12 protein-coding genes are annotated in these 20,024 nt (G+C 47.8%); 5 read left to right on the forward strand and 7 right to left on the reverse strand.

Going from position 1 to position 20,024, the window contains the following annotated elements; all coding sequences use genetic code 11:
* Positions 1–190: 190 nt before the first annotated feature.
* Entirely contained in the window at positions 191–1,999 is a 1,809-nt protein-coding gene (locus JM642_RS17765) for a protein kinase (protein WP_069453628.1), read from the forward strand.
* 45 nt (positions 2,000–2,044) lie between these two features.
* On the opposite strand, the gene JM642_RS17770 is transcribed toward JM642_RS17765, so the two are convergent.
* The 3 genes from JM642_RS17770 to JM642_RS17780 all read right to left on the reverse strand — a co-directional run bounded on the left by JM642_RS17770 (position 2,045) and on the right by JM642_RS17780 (position 9,852).
* Positions 2,045–4,447, reverse strand: coding sequence for a zinc-dependent metalloprotease (locus JM642_RS17770; protein WP_203432265.1), 2,403 nt, complete (start codon positions 4,445–4,447; stop codon positions 2,045–2,047).
* Between the two features lie 80 nt (positions 4,448–4,527).
* A complete protein-coding gene (locus JM642_RS17775; protein WP_037414057.1) occupies positions 4,528–8,238 on the reverse strand; it encodes a response regulator in 3,711 nt (1,236 codons plus the stop codon).
* Between the two features lie 219 nt (positions 8,239–8,457).
* Complete coding sequence (locus tag JM642_RS17780; RefSeq protein ID WP_037426948.1) at positions 8,458–9,852, reverse strand: PhoH family protein; 1,395 nt, start codon at positions 9,850–9,852, stop codon at positions 8,458–8,460.
* A 390-nt stretch (positions 9,853–10,242) separates the two neighbouring features.
* Between JM642_RS17780 and rapA the strand changes: the two genes are divergently transcribed.
* Together rapA and JM642_RS17790 are read left to right on the forward strand one after the other, a co-directional pair.
* Positions 10,243–13,149, forward strand: coding sequence for an RNA polymerase-associated protein RapA (gene rapA / locus JM642_RS17785; RefSeq protein WP_203432266.1), 2,907 nt, complete (start codon positions 10,243–10,245; stop codon positions 13,147–13,149).
* 242 nt (positions 13,150–13,391) lie between these two features.
* Positions 13,392–14,315: a DUF3530 family protein gene (locus tag JM642_RS17790; RefSeq protein ID WP_172588254.1), complete on the forward strand. Its 924-nt coding sequence runs from the start codon at positions 13,392–13,394 to the stop codon at positions 14,313–14,315.
* A 123-nt stretch (positions 14,316–14,438) separates the two neighbouring features.
* Here the strand turns inward: JM642_RS17790 and JM642_RS17795 are convergent, their stop codons facing one another.
* Positions 14,439–15,245, reverse strand: coding sequence for a crotonase/enoyl-CoA hydratase family protein (locus JM642_RS17795; RefSeq protein WP_037414065.1), 807 nt, complete (start codon positions 15,243–15,245; stop codon positions 14,439–14,441).
* A 573-nt stretch (positions 15,246–15,818) separates the two neighbouring features.
* Here JM642_RS17795 and JM642_RS17800 point away from each other — a divergent pair.
* The gene (locus JM642_RS17800) at positions 15,819–16,814 is read left to right on the forward strand and encodes a response regulator (protein ID WP_037414066.1); all 996 of its coding nucleotides are present in this window, start codon (positions 15,819–15,821) and stop codon (positions 16,812–16,814) included.
* An 18-nt stretch (positions 16,815–16,832) separates the two neighbouring features.
* On the forward strand, positions 16,833–17,804 hold the full coding sequence (locus JM642_RS17805; RefSeq protein WP_037414068.1) for a sensor domain-containing diguanylate cyclase: 972 nt from the start codon (positions 16,833–16,835) through the stop codon (positions 17,802–17,804).
* A gap of 66 nt (positions 17,805–17,870) precedes the next feature.
* Here the strand turns inward: JM642_RS17805 and rraB are convergent, their stop codons facing one another.
* The 3 genes from rraB to JM642_RS17820 all read right to left on the reverse strand — a co-directional run bounded on the left by rraB (position 17,871) and on the right by JM642_RS17820 (position 20,024).
* The gene (gene rraB, locus JM642_RS17810; protein WP_037414069.1) at positions 17,871–18,278 is read right to left on the reverse strand and encodes a ribonuclease E inhibitor RraB; all 408 of its coding nucleotides are present in this window, start codon (positions 18,276–18,278) and stop codon (positions 17,871–17,873) included.
* A gap of 43 nt (positions 18,279–18,321) precedes the next feature.
* A complete protein-coding gene (locus tag JM642_RS17815) occupies positions 18,322–19,065 on the reverse strand; it encodes a 1-acylglycerol-3-phosphate O-acyltransferase (RefSeq protein ID WP_203432267.1) in 744 nt (247 codons plus the stop codon).
* Positions 19,066–19,250: 185 nt separating this feature from the next.
* On the reverse strand, positions 19,251–20,024 hold the full coding sequence (locus tag JM642_RS17820; RefSeq protein WP_037414073.1) for a metal ABC transporter permease: 774 nt from the start codon (positions 20,022–20,024) through the stop codon (positions 19,251–19,253).

Consider the following 20,024-nt stretch of genomic DNA (forward strand, 5'->3'; position numbering starts at 1 on the left):
CCAATCCAATGTGCTTAAGATTACCTAGACTCGATACGATTTAACTTGATATAAATCAAAGTCAGCGACGAAATGATGGGATAGGTAAGCCGCAAACATCGCACATTTTATCCCCATAAAATAAATCACCGCTCCGATTTGCTTAACTTACCCGCTTGCTGTTTAAATAACCCAAACAAGGAGCCTCGCATTGCAAACACCCCAACTACAACATTTTTACATTTCCGAAGAGCAATCGATTTACTTGCTCAAAGCTAACGATGCCCGTAAGCACAAGGCGTGGATCCGCTTATGTAAACAACAGCTAAGTAAGTTGGGCTACCGAGAGATTGAATTTATTGGTAAAGGCGCATACGGCTTTGTGTTTGCGGGCATAAACCAAGCCGATGAAGCCCATGTTTTTAAATTTTCAAGAATTAATCTACCGCAACACATTCAAGATCGCTTAGAGGAAGAAGCCTTTATGCTGTCCTTGCTTAAACACCCCAATATTCCGGGGGCGATCAAATTTGAGCGGGTCGGCAAACAAGGGATTTTAGTGATGGAGCGGGCTAAGGGCGAAGATCTCGAGCAGCTTTGCCGCCGCTTAGGCGCTCTGCCCCCCGCGATGGTAATGAGTATCGCCCGCCAACTCGCCGATATTCTCTACTATCTACGCACTGGCAAACCCTTAGTACATGGCGATATTAAACCCTCTAATCTTGTTTATGATATTGAAAGCCAACACTTATCCTTAATCGACTGGGGCTCTGCCGTGTTTGCGCAACGGGATGAATATAACAAGGCCGTCGAAGACAATGTGATGACGCTGATGTCGAGCGATCAGCAACACACCAATGCTCGCATGGGAGATGTGTATTTTATTGGCGAAGAACAGCTAAACGGCGCACTCTCCAGCCCACGCTTTGACGAGCAAGGCGTCGCAGCAACTTTATATGCCTTAGCCTCTGGACAAGCCAGTCGATTCGGTGCGCAGGTTATCCCGCCCACCAGCATTGGCTTACCGATGGAATTAGCGCGCACCTTGGAAGGCATGCTCAGTAGTGATGCCGTGCAGCGCAATCTAGCGGGAGATTATTTTCTCAAAAGCATGCGCCACAGCCATAGATTGCACTTACCTGAATTGCCAAAAGCTGAGCTGATGGGGGACATCCCCGTCTGGGTCCAATCCCGTGAAAAAGATGTCGAAACAGTCAGTTACAGTTCGCGTAAATCATTCTTAAAAGAACATAATGCTTACGATCCCATCGCCAAGATGGACGATATTCAACTCGAAAAATACTATCGGAACTTCTTAGCTGGCATGGGCGACACCGAAAAAGGCTTTATCGCCGCCGTGGGTCGTCTAGGCCAATATCCGATCGTGGGCGGACTAGCGATTCATTGGCAAGAAACCGGCGTGTTTATTGATTCTAATCTTGCCATTTACGATGCCAAACAAAAAAGCGCGCTCATCATCGCCGTTAATAATATGGTGACCCTCGCACGGGGAATTAAACGGATCGGCGTCTTTAAGGCCTGCTTTTTTAACGCCAGAGATACGCTACATATCGAGCGTGAAAACATTCACGAACCTTTTGTCGCCAGTGCCGATTTACAACTGCCCTTTGAAGTGGGTGATGTGCCAACCCTCGAGGATAAATCGCGGCTGCATTCTTACTTTGAAGATGGTAAAGATCCGGATGAAAACCTTGAACTACCGAACGAAATCATGGAGGAATTGGCGAGGATCAACCAAATCCACCATACAGGTTGCATTATTTTTGAAGCCCTACCGAACCACTTAAAGATCCACAGTTACTTAAAGTTGCTCAACCCGCGTAAACAGGCAGCGTTTCGCGCCAGCCTCGACCGCATTTTGCATTATGTCGGTAAAATTCAAGGTCATGGCGTTTCCGGCTTTATGAAACTGCCCTATAAAAATACCCGTCGCTTTACCCATATTGAACGTAAGCCCGAGTATTTTTATCCTAAAAATCCAAAAGAAATAGGCGCTTAACGATTCTATTCGCTAACGCCTATTATGCTGATAGCCCAAGCAAGACTAGATAGGTGAGCCTGGCGGTAAAGTTAAGGGCTTAGGGATAAGCTTTTTATTAGCATCCAAGAGCCCCGCACTAAGGCCCTGCTCCAATCCGTTATAGTGGGCAGCCACTTTAGCATTGGCTCGGTTAGCTTTGGCTTTGAGCTGTTTTATCACAAATTGAGCACGTTCAAAGAGCGCAGCCTTAACCTCTGGCGCAGTTTGCGGATCATGGTAGGTCGACAAGAGTTCATCGATCACCACCGCATTAACGCGCATCCACACACCTTCAACTAAGCCAAGCTTATCTTCCTGATATAACGTCGCGGCAAACAACTTATTCAGTAGGGTCTCAACCGAGAGTTGCTCATTATCGGCCATCGCCGCTTGACTCACACGATTTAAGCGTTTTGGCATGAGCAGTAAGCTTACAGTGTGGCGAGCAGACACTTCTGCCATGCCAAGGGGATCGCTCGCCACCCCAAGCCCCGATTCAAACGACTCCCGCGTTGGCTGATAATTACCCGCTTTAGGGACTAAAGTGTCTAACAATGTTTGTGGGACCGTTAGACTTGCTGCATCTAAGGTGCTTAACAACGCATCGAGACCCGACAATTGTAATGGCGGTGCAATATAGCTCCAGCGACCGCCCTCACCGATAGACAAATAGTGATAGTCGGTGCCGCCAATAAATTTTGCGACAGCCTCGATTTGGTAACGATTGAGTAAATAGATAGGTACAAAAGCATCGACCAATTCACCAAGCGGCTCGCCCGGCAATAAGGCCGCTCGACTGAAACCTTCAATCGCCTTGGCACGAATGCGATTTAGCTCCAATAGTTGAGCGATTGGATCATCACCACTGTCCCACAAACTTGCATAGGCATGACTGGCATCCTTTTGGCGAGAGTCGGCTTCACCGATGTAACGCAGTCCCTTACGCGCGACCTCGGCCAACAACTGATTTTGCAGCGCCAACTGGGCAGTCACATCGCCTTCATCGCTATAACCGTAGGCTATGGCAAAGTTATCCCACGGCCCGACACCAACGCCATAAGGTGCTGAAATATCAATATCATTGCCTTTCAGCTGGATCTTGGGATGGGGGTAATCCATCACAGAGGCATCCTGATTGGTTGAGGCGGCAAAGTTATGATCTAACCCTAAGGTATGGCCGACCTCATGGGCAGCAAGTTGCCGAATACGCGCTAAAGCCAGCTCATTAGCGGCCTTCTCTGCCGCCGCTCTATCCTGCCAGCCTGCGGTTAATCCTTTGGCAATCAAATAATCTTGGCGTACCCGTAAGCTCCCTAAGGTCACTTGGCCTTTGATGATTTCGCCAGTACGCGGATCGGTGAGCGCTGCGCCATAGGACCAGCCTCGCGTCGCACGGTGGACCCACTGGATCATGTTATAACGGATATCCTGCGGATCGGCATCGGGCGGCAACAGTTCAACCTTAAAACCGTTGATAAACCCCGCTTGGGTGAAGGCCGTTTCCCACCAGCGTGCGCCATCGAGCAGTGCCGAGCGAATAGGCTCAGGCACACCTGGGTCGAGGTAATAGGTGATAGGTTTAACCACCTCACTAGGCGCAGGGCCTGGGTTCACCTTTTGCAGGCGGTGGCGCAAAATAAACCGCTGCACCAGAGGCTCAGAAAAATCCGTCGCATAGTCGCGGTACTCATCGGATAGATAGCCGCTCATCGGATGATAGGCGCGAACTTGATAGCCTTCGCCTGGCAATTCAACAAAAGAATAACGCATCCGTACAGACATAAAGGTGCCATCGGGCGTGACCTTAGCGACTTGCTCGCCAGCAACATCGCCCTTAAAGGTCAATTGCACATCTACATCGCTATTGTTTTCAAAGGATTTAACTCCTGCGGGCAAAATCGCCGAGCGGGTTAAGTCGAGACGATAATTGCCCTGTCCCGTCTGTTGCAGCACATGTGAGACACCGTGCAGATCATTAAGCACTAGCTCACTGATCGCCACCATATCCGGCTTACCTTCGAGCAATTTTCCCTGCCACAATACCGAATCGGCAAAGGCTTCATCTACTGCTCGCTTTTCGGCGGCATCTTGGGTATTGGCGCGATACTGGGTGTTCAGTTGCTTAAGCTGGATGTAGAGACCTTGGCGCTCAAACTGCACCATGCGGGTTTGACCTAACTGGCCACGATCTAAGCCGATATCGTTAGAACCGACCCCTTCAGGCAAGCTAGTCACCAAGAGAAAGGGCTGATTGAGGCGACTCACCTCAAGGTATAACTCCCCTTCGCTCGGTTCATAGTAAAAATTGAGAAATCCCTTGGCTACTTGGCTTTGTTTAACAATTTTAGTGCTCGGCAGAGTAGCGGCAACGCTAAGGGTTGGCAAACCTAAGAGCAGGATGGCGAGGGCTAGGCTATGGGGTTTCATCTTTCCTCCTGAACTGGCTGTCTACGTGGTCACGCTATGAAACTAACCACGCGGGGCCATCACTGGCCCCGGGCGAACAATTAATGGTGATTATGTTTGTGCTTAATCCAATGGGTTAAGGTTTCAAATAATTCGGATAGCACGATAGGCTTAGTAATATGGGCATTCATCCCTGCGGCGAGACTCTTTTCCCGATCTCCAGACATCGCATGGGCTGTCATGGCGATAATCGGTAAGGCATCAGCGCTGTAACGTTCACGCAGTGCCCGCGCCGCCGTTAAACCATCCATTACTGGCATTTGAATATCCATTAATACCGCATCGAAGGGGCGCGAGTCGATAATATCCAACGCAATTTGGCCATTTCCTGCAACGACGACTTCGTAACCCGCACTCTTTAACAGCTCTGTCGCGACCTGTTGGTTGATAAAGTTATCTTCAACCAAGAGCACTAAACCTGTGTGCTCACCTTCTTCGACAGCCACTTCAGCAATAGGCTGTGCGACATTGAGCCTTGGCTCGTCGGCAAAGGCGGCAATAATCTCATCGAACAGGCTCGAGGCCTTAAAGGGCTTTTGCAACACAGCAAACACGTTGGCACTATCGACTTCAAGTTGCAAAGGTTCAGCCGCATAGGCCGTCATCATAATAATAATTGGCCGTTTCGCGATCCGACCTTCGGCCACCATGGTATCGATGGCGCTAATCACATCACTGCCATCCATTTCTGGCATCATCCAATCGAGCAACAATAAATCGATAGGATCTCGCGACAACTTATACAGCGCCTCGGCGCCGCTCGCGGCCGTATCCACCTCGAAGTGGAAATCGCGCATCAACGCTGAGTAAATTTGCAGCGCCGTTGGGTTATCATCCACCACAAGTGTGCGTAAATTATTGAGTTTTTCAGGCACAACTAAGGGCTCAACCTTGGCCTCTTCGGCAATCTCAAAGCTGATGGTAAAGCTGAAGGTACTGCCAACGCCTAACTCACTCTGTACTTGCATCTTGCCACCCATCATGGAGACCAAATGCTTACTGATCGATAAACCTAAGCCTGTGCCGCCGTATTTACGGGTCGTCGAACCATCGGCTTGGGCAAAGGCATCGAATAACTTTTCCTGCTGATCTTTACTGATCCCAATACCAGTATCCCGCACCCAGAATTTTAAGGTAATCCGGTGATCGCGCTCGCCCACATCTTCACAGCCCAGTTCAATCTCGCCGGATTGAGTAAACTTCACCGCGTTCGACAACAAATTGATCAGCACTTGGCCTAGACGCAGTGGATCGCCCTTAAGAATGAGCCCTGCCGTCACTGGCGCATACAGCAATAATTCAACGCCTTGTTCCTGCGCCTTAAGCGCGTTGAGATCGAGGGCATGATCGAGCACTTTATCCAGCGGAAACGGCACCCGCTCCAACTCTAACTTACCCGCCTCAATCTTAGAGAAGTCGAGAATATCGTTAATAATCCGCAGCAACGACTGCGCCGAGAAACCGGCTTTTTCGAGGTAATCCTTCTGCTGCGCCGTCAGCGAGGTGCGCTGTGCCAACTGCAACATACCGATAATGGCGTTCATTGGCGTGCGGATTTCATGGCTCATATTCGCCAAAAATTCACTCTTATACAGGTTGGCCAATTCCGCGTCCTGCTTCGCCTCCAACAGCGCCACTTCGTTACTCTTATGACGAGTAATATCCTTATGGGTACCGACCATACGCTTAGGCTGACCATCGGCGGTAAATTCCACTACCCGTCCACGGGAAAGCACCCAGTGATAACTGCCATTTTTACCTAAAATCCGAAACTCGATCTCATACGCATCGACGGGATTTTGCAGATACTGATTACGGTACTCTTCGACCCGAATTCTATCGTCGGGGTGTGTTAGCTGGTCGATAGCCGACAATAACGCAGGGAATTCATTGGGTTTATACCCCAGCATCGAATAGTAGGATGGGTTGCAAATAATATGCTCCGAATCCAGATACCAGTCCCATAGACCGTCTTCTACCGCATCCATCGCTAAGTGGTAACGCTCTTCCGACAGACGTAACTGTTCGGCGGACTCGTACTCACGCGTGACATCGCGCCACACGGCAATTAAGCCTTGCAGCTCACCACGGCGGTTATAGAAAGGCAGTTTCAGGGTGTCGAGCAACACAGGTTTGCCCGCTAACTCGACCTTCTCTTGATAACGCAGCGGCGTGCGATCTTTTAGGATCTGCTCATCCTCGGCACGAATACGAATGCCCATCTCTGGCGAGGTTAAATCCTCCGACGACAGACCGATCATCTCGCTTTCGGTGTAACCCAACATCCGCTCGGCGGCCTTGTTACAGCCGAGGTAATTGCCCTCTTTATCTTTAAAGACAATGGCTTCTGGGATAGAGTCGAGTAAGGATCGCAATAACGCATATTCACGTTCGCGGCGCTCGGTTGCATCTTTTAACCGCTCAGTACGACGCGCGACCAGTTTATCGAGTCGTTTATTTTGCTCGGCCAGATGGTGAGTGTATTGCTTGTTTTCCTCAAAAATGCGGCTGACCAATAGGAACCAAGGCTCCCAACCAGGGGTGATTTTTTCCGGCGGTTTACGCGGTTCTTGGGAGCAGCCCTCTAAGTGGGATAACAGCCGCGATGCAGGGCTCACAAAAGAGCGGCGCGTTTGCCAGTGTACTATGGTCACCAGCACCGACAGAGCGATGACCACAAGGATAAAGGTCAGTTGCAGTTTTTCGACCGAATCTTGGAACAGGTCGTCTTCATTTTGCAGATATAACAAGCGCCAAGGCGCATTATGCAGCGCAACCGAGTGGATATAGTAACCGTTACGAATAATGCCTTCGTGGGCATCGAACAATTCTGACTCAGGCAACGAATGCAGCTCAGAAGGAATGCGCTGGCTGATGTGATACACCCGATTGATATCTGAACCATCAAAATCACTGTGGGATAAAATATTATTCTGCTGATCGAGCAGGATCACCGTCCCCGGCATTTTGAAGTACACCCGAATTTGCCGCGCCAATGAGGCTAAGGTCATATCGAGGTTTATCGAGCCCATAAACTCATCGTCGAGGTAAACGGGCACACCTAAGGTGGTCAATAAGCCTTTACCTGTGGAGTCGACGTAGGCCTCACTCCAAAACACGCTGCGTTGCGGGTTCATCGCTGGCGTCGCGTATTGGAATTGTTTTTTATTGAGCAACTCGTCTCTAAAACGTTGATCATCATTGGTCCAAGGGAAGTATGACATCATCCGCTGGCGCGATAGATAATAAATTGCCGAGGCTTTGGGTGCGGCTTCTTTGGCCACAGGGAAAGACAGCGATAACTCGAACAGCATTTCCAGCTCTTGGTAGAACTTATCACTGCGACCATCGAGGGAACCCGCGCCCGTGATCCGCCCCATATTAGTGAATGGCTTGCCACCTTTGGCGTAATTAGGCTCTAAGGTAAAATACTGACCACTTTCGTTAAATTTGCCGTACTGCGGTAAGCGATCCTTACGCACTAACTCACCTAAACGTAGGTGATCCACAGCCACATCCCGCAAGCTCTTCACCGCACGAATGCTCGACTCCAGTAGTAAGTCAATTTGCAATACATGGCGTTCAACCTGCTCTTCACGCTGATCCATCTGCTGGCTTTTCTGGCGATCGAAAAACATCCACGCCGTCAGCAACGACAGGACAATTACACCGATATAAGTATAAAAAACGGCACGGTTATAATTCTTTTGGATCGGCGATTTTAGCTGGAGATCCGGCTCACTCGATTTCATCCACTACCCTTGATTGCAGCACTTGATTTAGCCATCGGTGGCAAAAGTTACGGAGTTCATTTATGGGTCCTTATATTAGCAGGAAGAAACCCCGAGTCACATCAAATAATTGCCATACTAAGACTGGCAAAGTCTATGATTAGCTAACTGAAAAATCATAGAAATGGCTAAAAACAAAGGTCCCACAAGTGAGACCTTTTGTAAAAATTTAGTTAATGGTTAGAGATGTTCTTCAGCGTATTCAGCTAAGCGTGAACGCACCACGCCATTCAGGTATAAGTTTGCACTGCCTTCAAAGTCTTTAAAACGCTCAACAATGTAGGTTAAACCCGAGGTCACTGCGGTGAGATAATTCGAATCGATCTGCGCTAAGTTACCGCAACAAATCAATTTTGTACCTTCTCCCATCCGAGTGATCATGGTTTTGATCTGCGACGCCGTTAAGTTTTGACATTCATCCAAGAGTACAATGGAGTTTTGGATCGAGCGGCCGCGCATAAAGTTGATCGACTTAAATTGGATATTCGCCTTCTCCATGATGTAGTTCAAACTGCCGGTCGGATTGACATCATTCTTGTGCAGCACTTCTAAGGTATCGGTAATGGCCGCGAGCCATGGCATCATCTTTTCTTCTTCGGTGCCGGGTAAAAAACCTATCGATTCGGCAATTTCCGGCGTATTACGAGTCACAATTACCTTATCGTAGCGATTGCGCTCAACTACCAGCTCAAGCGCAGCCGCCATTGCCAGTAAGGTTTTACCGCAACCCGCTGGCCCCGTTAAGATCACCAGATCAATATCGGGATCGAGCAAGGCTTGCAGCGCCATGCCTTGATAAACATTCTTAGGTTTAACGCCCCACGCCTCGAGGTTTTTTAAGCGCTCGCGGCCCAAATCCAAAATATGCAGATGAGTATCGCTACGCTCGGTGACGCGGCCACAAAAATCAGATTCGGTATCAATCAGATACTGGTTAATGTAGAAAGGTTCGTTGTCTAAATCTTTCAGCGGGACTTCATGAATCGTATGCCGACCGTGGCGCTCGGTGGACACTTTGTTTAAATGCTCCCAAAAATTACCTTCGAACTGATAAAAGCCCTTGCTGAGGAAACGAATATCGTCGATCAGCTGGTCGGTTCGATAATCCTCAACCAATTGAATACCCGCGCCCTTGGCCTTAAGACGCATATTGATATCTTTAGTGACGAGTACCACAGTGCGTGGATGGTGAAGATTTTGTAGATGTAGTGCGGTATTGATAATGCGGTTATCGTTGCCATCCCCCGGCAGGGCACCTAAGGTAAAATCGACAAGATGGTCAGGGAAAATAGAAAGTGAGCCTATTGCATCGGCATGCCCTTCTCGACTTGGCAAAGGGACACCATTAATAATTTGTTCAGGTGTTGTATCGCCGCCGAGGGTATCTTCCAATGCCCGAATGGCAACTCTCGCATCGCGACTCACATCACTCTTTCGATCTTTAATCTGGTCTAGCTCTTCTAGCACAGTCATCGGAATGACTACATCGTGCTCTTTAAACGAATAGATCGCCAAAGGTTCATGTAGTAACACATTGGTATCCAGTACAAACAACTTTCTGTCGTCTTGTTCCATGGCGCCTCCAGAGTGCTCGATTATTTTATGTTATATCTCGTTCCCAGTGAGTGGATATGGCTCCTTTGCTGATTGGCGTTAGGTTAAGAATGATCTTTAAGTTCAAGCCTCTACCGAATAAAGATAGCTAGCGGCTTACACTAATATTGGCACCATTCTCAATGAATGCCAACCAAATCATCAGAGACTCGAAAGCAGTGTAGGTCCCTCGATATGACAGAAGCATGACAAAACCTCGAGCTGCAACAGAGAATTTTCTTCACTGTTCAATTTGTAATCTGCTGTGTGGAGAATTAGTCTCTAACGGTTGAGAGGGCGATTCAAATATCCCTAGTATTGATATAACATACGCGCCCTTTGTTAGAGTCCGCCCAGAGATGAGAATTTAAGATGCCGTTTGCCTTAGGACAACGTTGGATAAGTGATACCGAGTCAGAGCTTGGTTTAGGAACAGTCGTACAAGTTGAAGGCCGCATGGTCACAGTGTTATTCCCTGCGACTGGTGAGAACCGTATGTTCTCGCGTAACGAAGCCCCGCTGACCCGCGTCATATACAACCCTGGCGATACGGTTGAAAGCCATGAAGGCTGGAGCCTCTCGGTCGAAGAACTCACCGAAAAAGACGGCCTCGTCGTCTACCACGGAATCCACAGCGAAACAGGTGAGAAAGCCAGCCTGCGTGAGACCCTGTTAAACCACAACATTCGTTTTAACAAACCGCAGGATCGCCTGTTTGCGGGTCAGATTGACCGCCTCGATCGTTTCGGCATTCGTTACCAATGCCAGTTACTGCGCAATCAACTGGCGACCTCTGATTTACTCGGCTTACAAGGGCCACGCGTCGGTCTTATCCCCCACCAAATGTGGATTGCCCATGAAGTGGGTCGCCGTTATGCGCCGCGGGTGTTGCTGGCCGACGAAGTGGGTTTAGGTAAAACCATCGAAGCAGGGTTAATTATCCACCAACAACTGCTGACAGGCCGTGCCGAACGAGTATTGATTATTGTGCCGGATACCCTGCGCCATCAGTGGTTAGTGGAAATGCTGCGCCGCTTTAACTTGCGCTTCTCCGTGTTTGATGAAGACCGTTGCGTTGAAGCCTTTGCCGACCATGACAACCCTTTCTATACCGAACAGTTAGTGATTTGTTCACTCGAATTACTGCGCAAAAAGAAACGTCTCGACCAAGCACTCGATGCCGATTGGGATCTGTTAGTAGTTGATGAAGCACACCATTTAGAGTGGACCGAAGACGCCCCGAGCCGCGCCTACCAAGTGGTAGAAGCCTTAAGCGAAGTCGTACCGGGCGTATTACTACTGACCGCGACACCGGATCAACTCGGTCACGAGAGTCATTTTGCGCGCTTGCGCCTGCTCGACCCAGATCGTTTCTATGACTACGACGCCTTCCTTGCTGAAGAAAACAGCTACAAAGATGTCGCCATCGCTGCCGAAGCCTTAGCGGGCGATGGAAAATTATCCGATACCGCTATCAACAGCTTAACCGAATTACTCAGCGAAAAAGACATAGCGCCGAGCATTCGGTTAATTCAAGCCGAAGGCATCGACAGCGAATTGCAACAAGCGGCGCGCAGCGAATTACTGCAAGAACTGCTTGATCGCCACGGCACTGGCCGCGTGCTTTACCGCAACAGCCGCGCCTCGGTAAAAGGTTTTCCGAAACGTATTTTCAACGCCTATCCCCATGCGATGCCTGAGCAGTATCTTACCGCTGCACGCGTGAATGAGATGATGGGCGGTCGTAAAACCGTAGAAGCGAAAGCGGCACAAGCCTTAAGCCCTGAAAAACTCTATCAAGAATTTGAAGACAACAGCGCCAGTTGGTGGAAATTCGATCCTCGCGTGGATTGGTTAATCGAGTTTTTAAAGTCGCACCGCAGCAAGAAAGTGCTGATTATCGCCAGTGGCGCCGATACCGCCCTGAGCTTAGAAGAAGCCCTGCGTACCCGTGAAGGCATTCAAGCCACAGTGTTCCACGAAGGTATGTCGATTATCGAGCGCGATAAAGCGGGTGCTTACTTTGCTCAAGAAGAAGGCGGCGCTCAAGCATTAATCTGTTCAGAAATCGGCTCAGAGGGTCGTAACTTCCAGTTTGCCAGCCACTTAGTGTTGTTCGATCTGCCATTAAACCCAGATTTATTGGAGCAACGTATCGGCCGTTTGGACCGTATTGGTCAAAAGAACGATATCCAAATTCACTTGCCTTATCTGCAAGATACGGCGCAGGAGCGTTTACTCCAATGGTATCACCAAGGTCTAAATGCCTTCGAGCTTACCTGCCCCGGCGGCCATATACTTTTCAGTGAATTTGCCGAAGATCTGTTAAATGTCCTTGTCGGCGGTGATGAAGATGAGCTAACCAATCTGCTCAACCACACCCAAAGCCGTTACAAAGAACTGAAACACGCCATGGAGCAAGGCCGTGATAAACTGCTGGAAATCAACTCCCATGGTGGCGATAAAGCCAAGGCGATTGTCGAGCGTTTAGCCCAAAGCGATCAAGATACTAAACTGATTGGCTCAGTGATCCGCTTGTGGGACATTATCGGTGTCGACCAAGAAGATAAAGGCGAAAACTCGATTATCCTACGTCCGAGCGAACATATGATGTTCCCGACTTATCCCGGCCTGCATGAGGATGGCGTTACCGTCACCTTCGACCGTGATACTGCACTCTCCCGTGATGATATTGCCTTGATCACCCAAGAGCATCCACTGGTGCAAACCGGCCTCGACTTGATCACCAGCTCGGATACCGGTACTACAAGTGTTGCGATATTAAAAAACAAGGCATTACCTGCGGGCACTCTGTTTTTAGAACTGATTTATATGGCAGATGCCTCGGCGCCTAAATCGAGCCAGCTCTATCGTTATCTACCGCCTACGCCTATCCGTATTCTGCTGGATAAAAATGGCAACGATCTGTCAGCCAAGGTCGATTACACCAGTTTTGACAAACAGTTAAGCGCGGTAAACCGTCATATTGGTAGCAAGTTAGTCACTGCATCACAGCCAATTCTGCATCCGTTATTTGCTAAAGGCGAAGAGTATGCCCAAGTGGCCGTCAATGAGTTAGTGGCTCAAGCGCGCGAGAAGATGACCAGCCAGCTTACAGGCGAACTCGAACGTTTAGAGTCTCTGAAAGCGGTCAACCCCAATATCCGTGAGGAAGAATTAGAATACCTACGCAACCAAATGCGGGAGCTGACCACTTACCTCGATGCGAGTCAGTTACAGCTTGATGCGATTCGTATGGTGCTAGTTAGCCATGTTTAATCTTGATTGGCATTAAACTGCGCCTGATCCGGCTCGCTTAAACTAAAACACAAACGCCCAGCCAATCGCTGGGCGTTTTTATTTTCTCTGTTGTATAAACATTTTTTTCACATAAGTCTGTCTAGACGCAGCAGTGCGCGGTCGCCGTCACGAGCTCAAGCAAAAATTGCTTCTGCTACGCCGCTTAAGGTTATACTCTAGATAATTGAATTTATAAGACTACACAGGTGGTTATCAATTCTATGGCGCGTATCATTCCCTCGGTATTGAGCCTCACCTTAGCTCTCGCCAGTGCGAGCTTACTCGCCGCCGATCCCAGTAACCAAACTCCCGAGCCTAGCGCCGAAGCAGCTCAGTCTAATCCTAACAAACCGACGCCCGCTAAAAGAGCGAGCAGCTATTTACCCGCCAATGAGATCAAACAAATCACCATAGATGACCAACCACTTGAACTCTTAGTCCGCTCGTGGGAAGGCCGGAAAAAACTCGGTGCAGCCATTATTTTACCCGCCACTAATGGCACCGCCGATGCGCCCGGATTAATGGCCTTTGTCCGACGTAATATCAATGCGGCTGGCTGGGCGAGCTTAAGCCTCACGCCGCCAACAGAACCACCAGCGCCCAATTTTGCCACCCCAGCAACTGAAGTCGCGACTGCGGGGTCAGCGCAATTAACCGCGCCTTCCAATAAACCAAGTCAAAAGGTAAAGCCGGAAGACAGTAATAAGCATCTCCTTGAGCAAGAAGACTTTCTCGTTAAAAGCATGTCACAGCTCGACAGCGTTGGTAGCGATTATCCTGGCAAACGAGTACTAATCACCGCCGATCAAAGTGCAGGATTATTGATAAGCCTATTAAGCCAAAAGAAAATTGCCGATCCCGATGTATTGATTGTCATCAATCCCTACAGTGAAGACGAAACGCGAAACCAAGCCATAGCCGAGAAGCTCGCTAAACTCACGATGCCGATACTCGATATTCAATCACCCGATGGTCACCCCGCCTCATTAGAAACGGCTGAACAACGTAAAACGCTGGCAGTGACCTTAGAGGCACCCAATTATCGGCAGACAACGCTGGCATTGAATCTGGATAATGAAAGCGCTTGGCAGAATTGTTTAACGGCCATAAGAGGATTCGCCGCCCGAATGAGCGGCGCCTATTGAAATTTGAATCCCCTGATTTTACGAGCACGGCTTGCTAGTACAAAATAAAGCTCGACACATCAACGCTGCCTCAGCATTGAGGAAGTCTTTACCATGGCTTTCTCGCTAAGGGCATCAACTAAGTTACCAGCCAGACTGGCGATCCTTGTAGGGTTTAGTGGGATCTTTTAACTGACGAACCGCAGCGATAGTACGATTTTTGCCAAGCAGCAATCTCACTTGGCTCCATGACTCGCGGCATAGCAACGCACGGACCGAAGCAGTCCAGCTGCGGTTAATACTCAGCTTAATTGCCGCAGCCGCATCGGGGGAGGTATTGAGGAGTTCTTCCGCCAATTGTTGCGCGCTTAACATTGGGTTATCACTTAACTGAGTCACTAAACCTAAGGTTTTAGCCTCTTCGCCAGAGAGCACTTTTGCCGTGAGACTGAGTAACATCGCTTGATCCTTTGGCATAATTTGCCGCAACGCCACTAGGCCTGCCATATCGGGCACCAGCCCCCATTTGGCCTCCATAATGGATAACTTACTGTCAGGGCTTGCTATCCTAAAATCCGCACCTAAAGCGATTTGCATTCCTCCACCATAACAGCAGCCTTCCAATACCGCGATAACGGGTACAGGTAAACGCTGCCAGCCAAGGGATACTCTTTGGGCTAGGTTGGCATTGCCTGGCAACCCTTTAAACAGCAATTTAACTGCTTGCATCGGCGCAGACATCACGCTTTTGACATCCAAGCCAGAACTAAAATGACCTCCGGCGCCAGATAAAATTACTAGCCGAATACGCGGATCTGATTTAATCCTTTTGATGGTTTTATCGAGTTCGCTAAACATCAAATAATTAATTGCATTGAATTTTTCTGGACGATTAAGCACAACATTTGCGATGCCATTCTCAACCGTAACTTGCACACAACGCTCACCCATGAAATATCCTGCTACTGGTCAGTCCAGACCAAATGTTAACATGTTTGGCATGATTAACCAAAACATGTAACATAAGGCCGAATTTTGACTTTAGTCAAAATATTGTCAGTCACCGTTAAGTATTAGTGTGCGATTATGTTAGGCTGCAATCTAAAACCTAACAAATTCTGATTTATGAAGCTGTTAGAATAAATTTACGATGCTGTTCAGCCCATGCCAGCGTCTAATTTGAACAAAATGCATCTCTAGCAACTCCGCTTACCTACAGCATGTATATCTGTGCATGATAGAGGATCGATACTGTAGACATCTGTTGATGGATTAAGCATATAGATGGTCGCAAAATCGAGGTATTTTTTGCGATAAATAACGAAGTTAACTTAGCTAACCACAATTTTAATCGCACTATGCCTTTAGAATTTAATGGCAAGATAAATAAAATTAGCTAATTAAATCTATAAGTTATATATAGATGATGTAAATCAAACTTGCCCGAAGCACATAATTCGTCACTCAAACATGAAGAATTAGTGTTATCTTCAATAAATGGGCAAATAAGGATCTGTAGTCAGCATGACAATCTCTGTACTCATCTGTGACGATTCCGCTATGGCGCGTAAACAAATGGCTCGCACCCTTCCCAAAGAATGGGATGTCGAGATTACCTACGCGACCAATGGTGCCGAAGGGTTAGATGCCATTCGCGCAGGTAAAGGCGAAGTGGTCTTCCTCGATCTCAATATGCCCGTAATGGATGGTTATGAAGTACTACAAACCGTTCAACAAAACGATCTCCCCGCCCTTATCATTGTGGTCTCGGGTGATATACAAATCAAAGCTCATGAACGTGTTAAAGCTCTAGGTGCATTGGACTTTATCCAAAAACCCGTCAGTGCTGATGCCATCAGTAATATCCTCCAAGAGTACGGCATTCTTACCCTAACGCAGAAAGATCAGGTGGAAGACACGCCGATGATCAAAGTCGATATGCGTGATGCCTGCCAAGAGATCGCTAACGTTGCCATGGGCCGTGCAGCCGATTTGCTCGCCAAATTACTCGACGTATTTGTCCTATTACCTATCCCAAATGTGAACGTGCTCGAAGTCAGCGAACTGACCATGGCTCTGAAAGCAACAGAAGAAAGCTCAACTGTTTCAGCACTTTGCCAAGGATTTATTGGAGCAGGCGTTGCGGGTGAAGCACTGTTGTTATTCCATGATTCAAGCTTTAAAGATATGGCCAAGCTCATGGGGGTTGCAAATCCTGAGGATAAGAATACCGAGATTGAAGTACTGATCGACACTGGAAACGTATTGATTGGTGCATTCCTGAATGGGATCTCAGAACAACTCGATATGAAATTCAGCCAAGCCCATCCTGTGGTGTTAGGCCGTCACTGTACAGTGAATGATCTTATCCATGATAATTCGGAAAAATGGCACAGAACATTAGCGATGGAAATCAACTATCGTATTGAAAATCATAATATTCAATGCGACTTACTGTTGCTCTTTACCGAAGACTCTATTCCGACACTGAGCTACAAACTCGGTTATTTACTCGATTAATCAGTTGGACTTTACCTTATGTCAAACGATCAAAGCGCAATGAACGAACTCCATTGGCTAATCGATATGGTACAAACCATAGAAGTGGGTCTTGTGGTATTAGATCGCGATTATAATATCCAACTGTGGAACGGCTTTATGGAAAACCATAGTGGCGTTTCACCCAATTCTATTAAAGGTCAAAACCTGTTTAGCCGCTTCCCAGATTTGCCAGCGACTTGGCTAAAGCAAAAAATGGAATCGGTTTTTATGCTTAAAAATCGAGCATTTATTAGTTGGGAACAAAGACCTTACGTGTTTCAGTTTAAAAACTATCGCCCAATTACTGGGCGCGCCGATTTTATGTACCAGAACGTGACTTTGCTGCCTCTCGCTTCATTAACCGGCAAAATTACCCATATCAGTGTGATTATTTATGATGTCACCGATATCGCCGTCAATAAGTTGCAGATCAAGGCCGCCAACGAACAGTTAGAGCGTCTCAGTCAAACCGATGGATTAACGCAACTGCATAATCGCCGCCATTGGCAACTATGCTTGGAACACGAGTACGATCTCTATGCCCGCTATTCTGGTATAGCAAGCTTGGTGATGATTGATATTGATCACTTCAAAAATATCAATGACACCTACGGCCACCTTGCAGGTGATAAGGTTATTCAACATATCGCCCATCTTCTGAGTCATTCATTGCGGGAAACCGACTGTGTCGGTCGCTATGGCGGCGAAGAGTTTGCGGTAGTCATGCCCAATACCAGTGGCACCGATGCCCTCAACTTTACCGAGCGTTTGAGGGAAAAGATCGCTGAATCCACCGTAGTGTATGAGGGGCTGAAGATTAAAGTGACTGTCAGCCTTGGCGTATGTGAAATAGGCAAACATATTACGAGCAGTTCAAGTTGGATTTCCTGCTCAGACAAAGCGCTTTACGAGGCCAAACAGAAAGGCCGAAATTGTAGCGTCCTACATGCAGCACCAATTTCCACTTAATTAGGCTTAATAAAGCAAAAGCCCATCATTGATGGGCTTTTGCTTTATAAGAATTATGACAACGTATTAATGTGGAAAACCATCGTCCTGTTCATCATCTTCTTCGTCTTCATCTTCTTCATCGCCAACAAAGTAAGTACCCCAACCGTCATAATCCACTTTTTGCTTGGCTGCGAGTTGCAATAACTGTTCAGTCGCTTTGTCTAATAATGGAATTTCTAACTTGTGATAAGCAACAGCGTCAAAACAGAAAATCACCGAACCATCTTCCAATTCCATTTCTTCGGCATCATTGACTTCAAATCCAAGTTTGAATGCATCAACCGCAGCCTTTTCTAAGCGCTCAAAATTGCTCGATGAAAAATGGTGCTCAATGGTGTATTCAGCATCAGGCTCTGAGCCATCGTCGAGCAAGGCTTGCACTATGTCACGATTCTCGGCGAATTGGGCTTTTAACTGACTTTCAATAGACATGGACTTGTCTCCGTTAAGATAAAACTGGCTCAAATTGGCGTTATTATACGTCATCAGCCGAGATAGTTTTACCCATTAATGTTGCCGCTTCGCGATTTATCTCGTTAAATTTTGCCGACATAATCTCGTGCACCTGTGCCGAAAAGGCTTTGGCATCAGCTTTATCCAAACCTTCAGTCGGGATTGGCGCCATCATCTCAATAATCACCACACCATTATCCCAACGGTTCAAATCAATATGGCTTTGGCATGACGTCAACACGGGTACGACTGGCACACCAGCCGCAATCGCAGTGTGGAAAGCTCCCGCTTTGAAGGGCAACAGTCCGCGCCCCCGTGAACGCGTACCCTCAGGGAAAATCCACACGGAAAGACGATTCTGCTTAATTTTTTCCGCCGTTTTCGCCATCGTATCAAAAGCACTATTGCGATTTTTTCTATCGATCAGAATATTACCTGACAGCCAATAGATCTGGCCAAACAAGGGGATCCACACTAAGCTCTTTTTCCCTAAGCTCACAGTGCCTTTAGGTACGGCTTTAGTATGTGTGAATAAATCGAAGTTATTTTGATGATTTCCAAGAAATATATAGGGGCCATCCTGCACTTCCTTAGGCCGACGTACTATGACTTTAAGCCCTAAAATCGGCGCTGCGGATGAAAAGATCTTGGCGAACATATGTACATTGTCACGGTGACGAGGTCGTAATAGGCAAACCAAACCACCAAAAATAAATGCAAGTAACAATGACAACGCCAACAACACAGATCTGACAATTAATAGCACGACATACTCCAAGGGTGAAAGTGGCGACAGTATAGCCACCCAGCCCTAGGGACTCAATATAATGTTTACATCTGTTAGCTGAGTTGCTAACAATCAAACAAAAGCCCATCGTTGCTCGCGCAATAAGCGTATCGATGGGCTTTTAAATCAATATCAACGCCTAACACTCAGCATAAAACCTAGCGTTAGATCTGACTCACTGTAGCCATTTTGCTTAAGCCTACACGAAATACCAGTGCACTGACTGCCAAGGTTGCGACAATCGCCGCCCCACTCGGTAAATCCATGGTTGCCGATAATACCAGACCAAGTAAGTAACCCATAAGGCCAACCAGATAGGCGTAAAACAAGCCGTTTTTACCTTGGTATTTATTCAGAGCAAGTGCAGGTAAAATCAAGGTACTAAACACTAAATAGACGCCCACCAGCTCAACCGACAACGTAATAACTAGGGCAAACAGGAGATAGAATCCGGCACCATTTAATATTTGTGGGCGCCAAAAAATCAACGCCAACACCCCAGCATAAACCACTGCTGGTAACACTAATTGCGACCAACTCACCCAAAGGATCTGGCCCGACATCAATTGTTTTAGCAGCTCTGCACCATGGGGATCGTTCGCCAGCAATAGCATAGCAGCCACGGCCGATAGCACATAAAAACAACCGATCATGGCTTCTAACTCACCCGCCATTCGCTTAGATAACCAAGCGATAAATCCCGCCCCCGCAAGGGCGAACAAGGCCGGCATCCACACATTAGAAAATGGCATGTCTTCTAACCTGTGGTCCATGTGGGCGACAATTGCTCCCAACGCGGCGACTTGCGCAATGGCTAAATCGATAAAGATAATCCCACGCTTAAGCACTTGTTTACCAAGTACAATGTGCGTTGAGAGCACTAAGATCCCCGCTGCCAGAGCAGGCAGCAGGATCGACATCAGTTCCAGATCCAACAT

It is taken from the genome of Shewanella sp. LZH-2 (assembly GCF_016859145.1).
GTDB lineage: Bacteria > Pseudomonadota > Gammaproteobacteria > Enterobacterales > Shewanellaceae > Shewanella > Shewanella xiamenensis.

Coding starts and splice junctions, on each gene's coding strand:
- JM642_RS17770 (WP_203432265.1), bottom strand. CDS start 4,447: ATGAAACCCCATAGCCTAGCCCTCGCCATCCTGCTCTTAGGTTTGCCA.
- JM642_RS17775 (WP_037414057.1), bottom strand. CDS start 8,238: ATGAAATCGAGTGAGCCGGATCTCCAGCTAAAATCGCCGATCCAAAAG.
- JM642_RS17780 (WP_037426948.1), bottom strand. CDS start 9,852: ATGGAACAAGACGACAGAAAGTTGTTTGTACTGGATACCAATGTGTTA.
- rapA (WP_203432266.1), top strand. CDS start 10,243: ATGCCGTTTGCCTTAGGACAACGTTGGATAAGTGATACCGAGTCAGAG.
- JM642_RS17790 (WP_172588254.1), top strand. CDS start 13,392: ATGGCGCGTATCATTCCCTCGGTATTGAGCCTCACCTTAGCTCTCGCC.
- JM642_RS17795 (WP_037414065.1), bottom strand. CDS start 15,245: ATGGGTGAGCGTTGTGTGCAAGTTACGGTTGAGAATGGCATCGCAAAT.
- JM642_RS17800 (WP_037414066.1), top strand. CDS start 15,819: ATGACAATCTCTGTACTCATCTGTGACGATTCCGCTATGGCGCGTAAA.
- JM642_RS17805 (WP_037414068.1), top strand. CDS start 16,833: ATGTCAAACGATCAAAGCGCAATGAACGAACTCCATTGGCTAATCGAT.
- rraB (WP_037414069.1), bottom strand. CDS start 18,278: ATGTCTATTGAAAGTCAGTTAAAAGCCCAATTCGCCGAGAATCGTGAC.
- JM642_RS17820 (WP_037414073.1), bottom strand. CDS start 20,024: ATGTTGGATCTGGAACTGATGTCGATCCTGCTGCCTGCTCTGGCAGCG.